Source organism: Acidovorax sp., assembly GCF_046339755.1.
Lineage (GTDB): Bacteria > Pseudomonadota > Gammaproteobacteria > Burkholderiales > Burkholderiaceae_C > Acidovorax.
In genome coordinates this window covers 1-11112 of the sequence record NZ_JBKDTZ010000371.1, presented here as the reverse complement: position 1 = coordinate 11112, position 11112 = coordinate 1, and the positions used below count along the sequence as shown (strand labels likewise).

The following is an 11112-nucleotide window of genomic DNA, read 5'->3' as shown; positions in this document are numbered from 1 at the left end:
GGACACACAGGACCAGCTCTCGGCCGTCAAGCGCCTGTGCAAGCAGCACAACGTGGACGAGGAACGTTTTCCGCCCAAGCAACTGGTGTACTTCATCGCCGGATGCAAGGAAGAGGGCATGCGCCCGGGCGACGTGCAGGCCCATGACAGCGATGGCCGCAAGAAGGTCGAGATCTACCAGCTGTATGAAGAGCAGTGCCAGCGCGAGGGCGTGGTCGACTTCGGCGAGCTGATGCTGCGCAGCTACGAGCTGCTGCGCGACCACGACTCCATCCGTGAGCACTTCCAGCTCCGCTTCGCTCACATCCTGGTGGACGAGTTCCAGGACACCAACAAGCTGCAGTATGCCTGGCTCAAGCTGCGGGCGGGCACCGACGTGGGCGGGCGATTCGAGGCGCGCGGCAGCGTGATCGCCGTGGGCGACGACGACCAGTGCATCTACGCCTTCCGCGGCGCGCGCGTGGGCAACATGGCCGACTTCGTGCGCGAATTCGACGTGCGCCAGCAGATCAAGCTGGAGCAGAACTACCGCAGCTACAGCAACATCCTTGACTCGGCCAACGCCCTCATCAGCCACAACAGCCGCCGCCTGGGCAAGAACCTGCGCACCACGCAGGGCCCGGGCGAGCCGGTGCGTGTGTACGAGGCCACCACCGACCTGGCCGAGGCCCAGTGGATGGTGGACGAGATCAAGCAACTGGTCAGGAGCGATGGCTTCGAGCGCAAGGAGATCGCCGTGCTCTACCGCAGCAATGCGCAGAGCCGGGTGATCGAATCGGCCCTGTTCAACGCCAGCGTGCCCTACCGCGTGTACGGCGGGCTGCGCTTATTCGAGCGCGCGGAAATCAAGCACGCGCTGGCCTACCTGCGCCTGCTGGAGAACCCGCACGACGACACCAGCTTCCTGCGCGTGGTCAACTTCCCGCCGCGCGGCATCGGCGCGCGCAGCATCGAGGTGCTGCAGGACGCCGCGCGCTCCGCGGGCTGCTCGCTGCACGACGGCGTGAGCGCCGTGCCCGGCAAGGCGGGGGCCAACCTCTCTGCCTTCGTCGCCATGGTCGACGTGCTGCGCGAGCAGACCGAGGGCATGAACCTGCGCAAGATCATCGAGGCCATGCTGCAGACCTCGGGCCTGGTGGAGCATTTCCGCACCGAGAAGGAGGGCGCCGACCGCATCGAGAACCTGGAGGAACTGGTCAATGCGGCCGAGAGCTTCGTCACGCAGGAGGGCTTTGGCCGCGACGCCGTGGCCCTGCCCGTGGACGAGCTGCGCAACGACCGCCTCACGCAAAGCCCCGCCAGCCAGGGCCTGGACCCGAATGCGCCGGTGACCGACGAAGCCCTGCCCGCCGTGGCCGGCCTCGTCGATGCCGACACGGGCGAGACGCTCTCGCCGCTGGCCGCCTTTTTGACCCACGCGGCGCTGGAGGCCGGCGACAACCAGGCCCAGGCCGGGCAGGACGCCGTGCAACTGATGACGGTGCACGCCAGCAAGGGCCTGGAGTTCGATGGCGTCTTCATCGGCGGCATGGAGGAGGGCCTGTTCCCGCACGAGAACTCGGCCAACGAGCGCGAGGGCCTGGAGGAAGAGCGCCGCCTGATGTACGTGGCCATCACCCGCGCGCGCAAGCGCCTGTACCTGAGCCATTCGCAGACCCGCCTGCTGCACGGCCAGACGCGCTACAACGTCAAGAGCCGCTTCTTCGACGAGCTGCCCGAGGCCGCGCTCAAGTGGATAACGCCCAAGCAGCAGGGCTTTGGCAGCTATGCGCCCAACGCGGGCGGCAGCAACCCGTTTGCCCAGCGCGACCGCAGCGGCTATGGCGCCGTGCGCAGCGAGCACTTCGCCAGCCCGCCGGTGCCGGTGCAGAAGGCGGCGCCATCGCATGGGCTGCGGGTGGGGCTCGCGGTGTTCCACACCAAGTTCGGCGAGGGCAAGGTGCTGGCACTCGAAGGCACGGGCGACGATGCGCGCGCGCAGATCAGCTTCCCGCGCCACGGCACCAAGTGGCTGGCGCTGTCGGTGGCCAAGCTCACCATCGTCGATTGACGGGAGCGCCTTCTTGGCGCCCTTTCTTACAGACAGCGCCGGCCTTGGGCGCAAGAATGGAGGCCCTAAAGGGCTGCGCCGTGCCGTCCGGCGCATGCCCTCCGTCCCGACGGCCAGGGAGGTCCCCGCCCATGCTGTTCCATCCGTCTCCCCTGTCCCGCGCGGCCGTGGCCGCCGCCTGTGTGCTGGCGCTCGTGGCCCTGGCCGGCTGCGACAAGGTGCCCAAGCCCAAGGCCCAGGAGGCACCGCCCGCCGCTGCAGCTGTGCCAGCCCAGCAGTGAGCGATCAATCGACCTTGATGTTGCGCGCCTTGACCACGCGGCTGTAGATCTCCGCGTCGCGGCGCACCATGGCGGCCATCTCGGTGCGCGTCACGCCCAGGGGCTCGCTGTGCAGCTCCTTGATACGGCGCGACAGGTCGGGGTCCTTGCTGGCCTCCACCATCAGTGCGTTGAAACGGGTCAGGATGGGCTGGGGCGTGGCCGCGGGTGCCCAGATGCCGTGCCAGGACATCATGGAGAAGCCGGGCATCACCTCGGACAGCGTGGGCACATCGGGCAGCGCCGGGTGGCGCGTGGGGCCCGAATAGGCGAGCGCCTGCACCTTGCCGCTGCTGATGAGCTGGTAGCCGGTGGCGATGGGCTCCATCAGCGTGTCCACCTGGCCGCCCACCAGGTCGGCAATCGGGCTGGCGCGGTAGGGAACGTGCAGCATGTCGATGCCCACTTCGTCCTTGAGCGATTCCACGATCAGCTGCGAAGGGCTGCCCGCGCCGTAGGACGCATGCGAGTAGGTACCCGGCTTGGCCTTGGCCGCCGCCACCATGTCCTTGACGGTCTTGGCCGGGAACTTGTTGGTGGCTATCAGCACCAGGCCCTGGCGCATGGTGGTGGCCACGGGCACCAGGTCCTTGTCGGGGTCGAAGGGCAGCTTGCTGTAGATGTAGGGGTTGATGGTGAAGGCCGTGGACAGGTTGTACACGAAGGTGTAGCCATCGGCCGGCGCCTTGGCCACCGTGTCCGAGGCCAGGTTGCCTGCAGAGCCGGGCCGGTTGTCGATCACCACCGGCACGCCCAGCTTCTTGCCCACGTAGTCGCCGTACATGCGGGCAAAGATGTCCGGCGGCGTTCCGGGCGCAAAGCCCCCCTGTATGTTGATGGGCTTGTTCGGCCACTCTGCCCCCTGGGCCAGGGCGTTGCCGGCACTGGTGGCCAGCAGCATGCCGCTGGCCAGGCCCAGCAGCGTCTTGATCATCATCGTTCTGCGCATTGCTTGTCTCCTGTTGCGGGTCATTCGTGCCCGCTTGTGTGGTTGCTTGCGTGGAATATCTGCGGTGCCTCGCCGCCATGGCGCGCACCGCGTCGTGTGGAAAGCTCCGTCCCTAGGTCAATCGATGGCGTCACTCCTTTCGGACCGGGCATGGCTGCGCCAGAGCCGCCGCCGCTCCGGGCGCGCTGTGGGGTCAGTGTTCATGGCTTGCTGCGGGGCTTAATCCACCTGGGCGCCGGAGCGTTTCACGGCCTCGCCCCATTTGGCGATTTCGGCCGTGCCGAAGGTGGCCATTTCCGCCGCGTTCATGGCTGCGGATTCAATGCCCTGTGCCGCGAGCTTGTCGCGCACCTCGGCCTGGGCCAGCACGGCCTGCGTCGCATCGCGCAGTTGGTCGCGCTGCGCGGCCGGCATGGAGGCGGGCGCATACAGCATGAACCAGGCCACCAGGTCGAAGTCCGCCACGCCCTGCTCTGCCAGTGTCGGCACATCCGGGGCCGCAGCGCTGCGCTTGGCGCTCGATGCGCCCAGCGCGCGCAGCTTGCCCGCGCGGATGTGCGGCAGCACGGCGGCCGGGTGGTAGAACATGAACTGCACGTTGCCGCCCATCAGCTCGGTGAGCGCCTGCGCCCCGTCGCGGTAGGGCACGTGCACGAAGTCCTTGGCCAGGCGGATGTTCAGCGTCTCGCCCGCCAGATGGCCCGAGGTGCCGTTGCCCGCCGAAGCGAAGCTCACCGCCTTGCCGCTGGCCTGGCGCAGGTCGGCCACACTTTTCCAGGGCGCGCTGGCCGGCACCACCAGCAGGGTGGGCGTGGCGCCCGCAAAGCCCAGGGGCACGAAGTCGCGCACCGGCTGGTAGGGCAGCTTTTTGTACAGCGTGGGGTTGATGGCGTGCGTGCCCACGGTGCCCATGAGCAGGGTGTTCGCGTCGGCGCCCGCGCGCGCCACCATCTCGCTGCCGATGGTGCCGCCCGCGCCGAGCTTGTTCTCCACCACCACCGTCTGCCCGAGCTGGCGGCCCAGGGCTTCGGCCAGTACCCGGCCCACGATGTCGGTCGAGGTGCCGGCAGCAAAGGGCACCACCATCTTGATGGGGCGGCCAGCGCTTTGGGCTGCGGCACTGCCCGCCAGCAGGGCCAGGACGGTAGCGGCGAGGATCTGGCGGCGCTTCGTCATGCCGCACCCCCGAAGCCTTCGGGCACCTGGCCGTCGTACTGCAGTTCGCGTGTGGCCTGGTAGGAGAGGGCGAAGCCGCTCGGTGTCTCGGCCTCTTCGGCCAGGTGGGCGATCAGCCCCGCTGTGCGCGCCAGGATGGGCACGCCGCGCAGTGACGCCACGGGAAAGCCCACGCCCATCAGCACCGCCGGGATGGCGGCCGAGACGTTCAGGCGCAGCTCCTTGCCCACGATGCCCGGGATCACCTTCTCCAGCGCCTGGGCGATCTGCACGTAGCGCAGGTCGGCGCCGGCCTCGGTGGCCACGGCGATGAGCCGGCCCACGCGCGGGTCCACCTCCTTGTGCAGCGGGTGGCCGTAGCCGGGGATGGCGCGGCGCGCTGCCTTGAGTTCGGTGATGACCGCCGTGGCGGCATCGTCGAGCGTGGCACCGGCATCGACCCGTGCCGCCACGTCGGCGAACATGCGGCCTGCTGTCTCGGACGCACCCAGGATCACCGAGCCGCAGCCCAGGATGCCGGCCGCCACCGCGCCCTGCAATGCGTCGGGCGCCGCCGCAAAGGTCATGCGGCTGGCCTGCACGCTGGGCACCAGGCCGTGCTCGGCAATCGCCACCAGCGTGGCGTTGAGCACCGCGCTGCAGGCCGCGTCGGGCTTGCGCCCTGTGAGCAGCAAAAAGAAATAGTCGGCAAACGACACATGGCCGATCAGGTCCTGGCACAGGTCCTGGCCGCGCACGACGATGGTGTGCTCGTCGGAGGTGCAGATGGCGGTGCGCGGGACGGTGGATTTTCCGATTTTCATGGAGCGGCTTTCAGGCGTGTTGCGGTTCGAGGCGGAAGTCGTAGTGCGCCGACCACCAGGACGCAGCCTGGGCCGTGCCGTCGGGCGCCTGGCCCGCGGCGTGCTGCTCGAAGTCCACGATCAGGCTGGGCCGTACGCCGAACACCGCGTCCGACTCGATGTAGGGGCTGTTCGCCACGAAGAGGTGGGTCGTCACGCGCGCATGCCCCGGGGCCGAGACCATCATATGGATGTGGCCGGGCCGGTTGGGGTGGCGGCCCATGCCGTCGAGCATGCGGCCTACGGGGCCGTCCACCGGCACGGGGTAGAAGCTCGGGCGGATGGACCAGAACCAGTAGCGGCCCTGGTCGTCGGTGCGCACGCGGGCGCGCGCCGCCATGCCCGAGCCCTCGACCTGCATGTCGTACACGCCCTCACCATCGCCCGACCAGATGTCGAGCAACGCGCCGGCCAGCGGCTGGCCATGCGTGTCGGTCACGCGGCCGCTGTAGAAGGTGGGCTCGCCCTTCACGCCTTCCGACAGGTTGGCGCCCAGCGGCAGCTCGGGCGCGCCCTCCCAGTAGTAGGGACCCTGGACCGTGGCCTCGGTGGCTTCGGTCATGCGCTGGCTGCCCTGGGCATGGGCGGTTGCGCGCAGCTGGTCGAGCATCACCACCATCATGGATGCACCCAGTGTGTCCGACAGCAGGATGAACTCCTGCCGCTGGCCCGTGCAGGCCTTGCCCACGGCGGTGAGGAACTCGATGCCCTGCATCCATTCCTCGGGCTTCAGGTCCACCTCGCGGATGAAGGCGTGCAGGTGTGTGACCAGCGAGCGCATGATCTCTGCAAAGCGTGGGTCGCTGGCGCCCTCCAGGCGCTGCAGCACGGCCTGGGTCAGTTCGTTCTCGTTCGATGGGGTCATTGTTCTTGTCTCCGGATGGTTTTCTTTTTGAAGTGCTGGTCAGGCGGGTTGCCCCAGCCGCTGGCGTATGGGCCCGAGGATGGCTTCGTTGTCCGCCCCCAGCGTGGGCGGGGCCGTGACTTCCAGTGCGCGTTCGCCGTCGAAGCTCACCGGCGAGCGGATGGTGCGCCAGATGCCGCCCTCGGGATGGTCCGTGCTCACCTCCAGCTGCAGGTGGCGGGCCTGCGGGTCTTCCATGGCCTCGCGGGTGTCGTACATGGGGGCGTGGGGCACGTCCTCGGCTTCGAGGCGCTCGCACCAGGTGGCGCGCGGCTGCTCGCGGAACAGGCCGCCGAGCAGCTCGATCAGGTCTTCCTGGTGCACGATGCGCGCTTCGCGCGTCGCAAAGCGCGGGTCGTCGAACAGGCGCGGGCGCTCGATGGCATTGGCCAGGCCCTGCCAGAACTTTTCGGGCGAGGACATGTGCAGCGCGATCCACAGCCCGTCGGCGCATTCGAGCACGTAGGACTGCGAGACGCTGGGCCGGCTGTAGGGCCCCATGACCTCGTCCTCCGAGAAGTAGTGCGTGAACGCATCGAGGTTGAAATGGCACATGGCTTCGAGCATGGACACCTCGACCTTGCGGCCCACGCCCGTGCGGCCGCGCTCCACGATGGCGCCGAGCACGCCGTAGGCGGCGTAGAAGCCGGTCATCGCATCGGCCAGCGCCGGGCCCACCACGCGCGGGTTGGCGGGGTTCACCAGCAGCTTGAGGAAGGCGCTCGCGGCCTGGGCCACGGTGTCGTAGGCGGGGCGCCCGGCGGCCGGGCCGGACTGGCCGAAGCCGCTGATCGCGCAGTACACCAGGCGCGGGTTCAGGCCGCGCAGCCGCGCCTCGCCTGCGCCCAGCCGGTCGGCCGCGCCGGGGCGAAAGTTCTGGATGTAGACGTCCGCATCCTTGACCAGTTCGTCGAACACCGCCGCATCCTCGGGCAGCTTGGGGTTGAGCGTGATGCTGCGCTTGTTGCGGTTGTAGGTCTGGAAGTGCGGGCTGTAGAGCCCGCCGCGGAAGGCGCGGAACGGGTCGCCCGCGCCGGGCTGCTCGATCTTGATGACCTCGGCGCCCAGGTCGGCCAGGAACATGCCTGCCGCCGGGCCCGTGATGAATGTGCCTTGTTCCAGCACCTTGATACCGCTGAGGACTTTGTGCACCTCGTTGTCTCCTGTCGTTGTTGGAGGCGACTGTAGGGGGCGCGCAGGATTCCTGGAAATGATTGTTTTTCATGGATACCATCGATGGCATCGATCAACAAACACTGCCATCAAGCCACCATGGAACTGAGGCACCTGCGCTACTTCATCGCCCTGGCGGGCTCGCTCAACTTCACGCGCGCGGCCGAGCGGCTGCACGTGACCCAGTCCACGCTGTCGCACCAGATCAAGCAGCTCGAAGAGGAGATCGGCGCCACGCTGTTCGACCGCGCTGGCAAGCGCGTGGCGCTGACCGAGGCGGGCGACGAGTTCCTGCATTACTGCACCAAGGCCCTGCACGAGATCGACCTGGGCCTGGGCGCCCTGCGCCAGAACAGCTCGGAGGCCGCGGGTGAGCTGCACATCGGCTCCACGCACACCTTCAACCTGGGCTTCATCCCGGGCTGCATCGCGGCCTTCCACGAGCGCCACCCGCGCGTGAAGGTGGTGGTGGAAGAACTCCCGGCCGACCAGATCGCCGCGCGCCTGCAGCAGGGCACGCTGGACCTGGGCATCGCCTACCGGCCGGCCGTGCCGGGGCCGCTGCAGTTCGAGCCGCTGTACAACGAGGAGATGGTGCTGGTGGTCGCGCGCGGCCACCCGCTGGCGCGGCGCAAGCGGGTGCGCATGGTGGAGCTGCACCGCATGCCCATGGCGCTGCTGCCCGCGAGCTTTGCCACGCGCCAGATGCTGGACGAATGCTTTCGCTCCTGCGGCGCCGAGCCGCAGGTGGTGGCCGAGATCAACACCCTGGCACCCATGATGGAGCTGGTAGGCCAAACGCAGCTGGCCTCCATCGTCGCGGCCAATGTGGTGGCGCCCGGCTCAGGCCTGGTGGTGGTGCGGCTCGAAAGCCCCACGCCCGTGCGCACGCCGGGCATGCTGTGGTCGCCAGTGGCGCGCGAGTCGGTGCCCACGCGTGCCTTCTCCACCATCGTGCGCAAGCTGGCGCTGCACGGCAGCCTGCGGGATGTGGCCCGCAGCCGGGGTTAGCCGAATTTCACCCAGTGATTGTCTATGCGTGCGCCAGTGAGCTCTTTGGCATGGGCGTGGGTGAGCGGCTTGGCCGCGCGTGCATCCTCCAGTGAATGGGAGACCCCTGCCGCCCACAGCCGGCCGCTGCCCACGGCCAGCGCGCAGACTTCCTCCAGCCCCACCAGGCCGCGCCACTGCCCATCGGGCGTGAAGGTGGCCACGCCCTGGCTGCGCGGGCAGCTCACGGCCCAGCCCTCGGCGGTGCTGGCAATGCTGCCGCCATAGCCTGCCATCGACTGGCCAGCCGGGCACAGGCGCAGCGCCTGGCCGTCGAAAAGCGCGAGGATGGGGGCGGCCGCCTTGTCGGCTGCCTCTGCGTGCTCGGCCTGCAGGGCAATGCCCAGCACCGTGCGCTCGGCATTCCAGGCCAGGTGGCGCAGGCTCAGGCGCGCATCGGGCAGGCGCCACTGGCCTTGCAGCTCGCCGCTGTCACCGTGCAGCCGCACGATGCTCGAATCCATGGTGTGCAGGTCGCGCTTGGTGCGGCCCGTCTCGGGCGCCGTGGGCACGCCGCCGTTGGCCACGATGAGCGACGGCTTTTCGCCATGAGCGGCAGGCGCCCAGATCAGTTCGTGCGCATCGATGCCGTGCGTGGCCCACTCGTCAACGGTCTCCAGGCTGCGCGCGTCGCGCCGTGCCACCAGGCTGGCGCCGGTGTCCACATCGGTCTCGGTGGTGTAGAGGGTGCGGCCGTCTGCGCTGGCGATCACATGGCCGTTGAAGGAGCGTGTCGCATCCACCCAGTGCCATTGCGCCTTGTCGGCGGGCTGGCCCGGGTGCCAGCGCACCAGCCAGTCGCCGGGGCGGCGCGCGGTGGCCACCACGCTGCCATCGGGCAACTGGGCCAGGCCGTGGGCGCGCGTGGGCACTTCCAGCACATGGCGCGTGCGCAGGGGCGAGGGGCCGCCGGCCTGGGCCGCCAGCACGCCGGTGCGGTAGCTGCCATCGGCCTCTTGCCAGGCGCCCAGCAGCTGCATTTCAGCGCCCTGGGGCGCAGCGTGCGCGGCAAGGGGTACGGCGGCCAGGCTGCCCATCAACACCAGGGCTCGGCGGCGGCTCAGCGGTGCACGCACGTCAATCACCGTCGGCATCCGAGAAGCCGATGCTGACCTGCAGCGCCGGGGCAATCTCCGCTTCGGCCAGGCGCTTGAGCGCGGCCAGCTCCTTGGAGGCCTGCAGCACCCGTTCGCCACCGGCCTTGCCCGTGGCGCCCGACTGGTCGATGGCCTGCAGGGCCTTGTCCACGCGCTGCGTGGTGGCCAGCAACCGGTCGGCCAGCGGGTTCAGGCCGCGGCCGCGCAAGTAGGTCTCCAGCGGCACCAGGGCTTCGCCGGGCGCGGGCGTGGCCGCGCTTTCGGGCAGCACGGCCAGGGTGCGCAGGGCGTTCCACTCGGCCTTCCAGGCCGCGATGGCCTGGCCGCTGGCGGCGCGCGGGTACTCGGGCGCGCGGCCTTGCGCCGCGCGCAGAGGCTTCTCCATGTGCGCCCAGCGCAGGCGTTCGATGCCACCCACCCACTGGTTGATGAACTCGCCCATGGCGGCGGTGGAGCGTTCCTGCTCTTCCTCGGCCGCCCAGTCGGTGCCGGCGGCGGTGTCGAAGGCACTGGCCAGGGCCACGGCCTCGCGCTCGATATCGAGCGCCGCTTCCACGGCATAGCCGCAGGCCGGTGTGCCGGGGGCCACGGGCTGCGCCCACAGCAGCCATTCCAGCGCCGGCAGGCCCTTGGCAGGGGTGCCGATGCGCTCGAAGGCCTTGGCGCCTTGCGGCTGGGTCTTGATGGCGCGTTCGATCAAAGCGGGGCGGGTGGGCGCGAAATCCATCTGCCGCTGCGTGCGCCGTGCGATCACGGGGCCCACGGCCACCGCACCCAGCGTCTCCCAGGCCATCATGCTGCGCTGCCAGGCGCTGCGGGCGTTGGCCAAAGCGGCTTGCGATTGCCCAGCCGGTGCCTCGCACAGCGCGCGCACGGCCGGTGCCAGCGCCTGCGCGGCCGTGGCCAGCTCCTGCGCGCGCGGCTTGCCCCAGTGGCCATACAGGCTTTGCAGCGCGTGCGTGGTGTCGTAGAAGGGCACGGCGTTGAGCTTCCAGCCGGTCTGGGCCTGGGCTGGCAGCACCATGGCGCCCAGGGCCAGGGCGGTCGCTGCTGCGCGAAGGAGATGGTGTTTCATAGCGACTCCACGAACTTGACCAGCGCATCGCGCTCGGCCTTGTTCATCTTCAGTACCTGGTCCTTGGCGGCTTCGGCCTCACCGCCGTGCCAGAGGATGGCTTCGAGCACGCCGCGCGCGCGGCCATCGTGCAGCAGCCGGGTGTGGCCGTTCACGTCCTTGATCAGGCCCGTGCCCCACAGCGGCGGCGTCTTCCACTGCCGGCCGTTGGCCGCGAAGTCGGGCCGGTTGTCGGCCAGGCGCTCGCCCATGTCGTGCAGCAGCATGTCGGTGTAGGGCCAGATGCGCTGGCCCGACAGGGCCTTGCTCGTCAGGTGCGGGAACGGGCCTTCCTTGGTCACATAGCTCGGCCGGTGGCAGGTGGCGCACTGGGCCTGGGCAAACAGCGCCTGGCCGCGCACGACCTGCGCGTCCTTGATGTTGCGCCGCGCGGGCGGCGCCAGCGTGGCCTGGTAGAACACCACGTCGTCAAAGGT

Annotated in this window: 11 protein-coding genes; 3 read left to right on the top strand and 8 right to left on the bottom strand. The window is 69.4% G+C overall.

Going from position 1 to position 11112, the window contains the following annotated elements:
- Window positions 1–2050, top strand: a 2050-nt coding sequence (locus ACK59X_RS31720; protein WP_409962978.1) for a 3'-5' exonuclease, incomplete at its 5' end; no start/stop codon positions are given.
- A 131-nt stretch (window positions 2051–2181) separates the two neighbouring features.
- The gene (locus ACK59X_RS31715; protein WP_409962976.1) at window positions 2182–2331 is read left to right on the top strand and encodes a hypothetical protein; all 150 of its coding nucleotides are present in this window, start codon (window positions 2182–2184) and stop codon (window positions 2329–2331) included.
- A 4-nt stretch (window positions 2332–2335) separates the two neighbouring features.
- Here ACK59X_RS31715 and ACK59X_RS31710 read toward each other — a convergent pair whose 3' ends face one another.
- The 5 genes from ACK59X_RS31710 to ACK59X_RS31690 all read right to left on the bottom strand — a co-directional run bounded on the left by ACK59X_RS31710 (window position 2336) and on the right by ACK59X_RS31690 (window position 7393).
- Window positions 2336–3319 (bottom strand): Bug family tripartite tricarboxylate transporter substrate binding protein, encoded by a 984-nt coding sequence (locus ACK59X_RS31710; protein WP_409962974.1) that lies wholly within the window; start codon window positions 3317–3319, stop codon window positions 2336–2338.
- A gap of 219 nt (window positions 3320–3538) precedes the next feature.
- Window positions 3539–4495 (bottom strand): Bug family tripartite tricarboxylate transporter substrate binding protein, encoded by a 957-nt coding sequence (locus tag ACK59X_RS31705; protein WP_409962972.1) that lies wholly within the window; start codon window positions 4493–4495, stop codon window positions 3539–3541.
- Complete coding sequence (locus ACK59X_RS31700) at window positions 4492–5298, bottom strand: citryl-CoA lyase (protein WP_409962970.1); 807 nt, start codon at window positions 5296–5298, stop codon at window positions 4492–4494. The genes ACK59X_RS31705 and ACK59X_RS31700 overlap by 4 nt, the downstream gene beginning before the upstream one ends.
- Window positions 5299–5308: 10 nt before the next feature.
- Window positions 5309–6202 carry a dioxygenase gene (locus ACK59X_RS31695; protein WP_409962968.1) on the bottom strand — a complete coding sequence of 298 codons (894 nt, stop codon included), beginning with the start codon at window positions 6200–6202 and terminating at the stop codon, window positions 5309–5311.
- A 39-nt stretch (window positions 6203–6241) separates the two neighbouring features.
- The gene (locus ACK59X_RS31690; RefSeq protein WP_409962966.1) at window positions 6242–7393 is read right to left on the bottom strand and encodes a CaiB/BaiF CoA transferase family protein; all 1152 of its coding nucleotides are present in this window, start codon (window positions 7391–7393) and stop codon (window positions 6242–6244) included.
- A gap of 120 nt (window positions 7394–7513) precedes the next feature.
- Between ACK59X_RS31690 and ACK59X_RS31685 the strand changes: the two genes are divergently transcribed.
- The gene (locus tag ACK59X_RS31685; RefSeq protein ID WP_409962964.1) at window positions 7514–8425 is read left to right on the top strand and encodes a LysR substrate-binding domain-containing protein; all 912 of its coding nucleotides are present in this window, start codon (window positions 7514–7516) and stop codon (window positions 8423–8425) included.
- Here the strand turns inward: ACK59X_RS31685 and ACK59X_RS31680 are convergent.
- From ACK59X_RS31680 to ACK59X_RS31670, 3 genes are all read right to left on the bottom strand, one after another.
- Window positions 8422–9558, bottom strand: a complete 1137-nt coding sequence (locus ACK59X_RS31680; protein ID WP_409962962.1) for a DUF1513 domain-containing protein — start codon at window positions 9556–9558, stop codon at window positions 8422–8424. The genes ACK59X_RS31685 and ACK59X_RS31680 overlap by 4 nt on opposite strands.
- Window positions 9542–10636 carry an imelysin family protein gene (locus ACK59X_RS31675; RefSeq protein ID WP_409962960.1) on the bottom strand — a complete coding sequence of 365 codons (1095 nt, stop codon included), beginning with the start codon at window positions 10634–10636 and terminating at the stop codon, window positions 9542–9544. Before ACK59X_RS31675 ends, ACK59X_RS31680 begins: the two co-directional genes overlap by 17 nt.
- Window positions 10633–11112 (bottom strand): di-heme oxidoredictase family protein (locus ACK59X_RS31670; protein WP_409962958.1); only part of this gene is annotated, 480 nt, incomplete at its 5' end. The genes ACK59X_RS31670 and ACK59X_RS31675, both read right to left, overlap by 4 nt.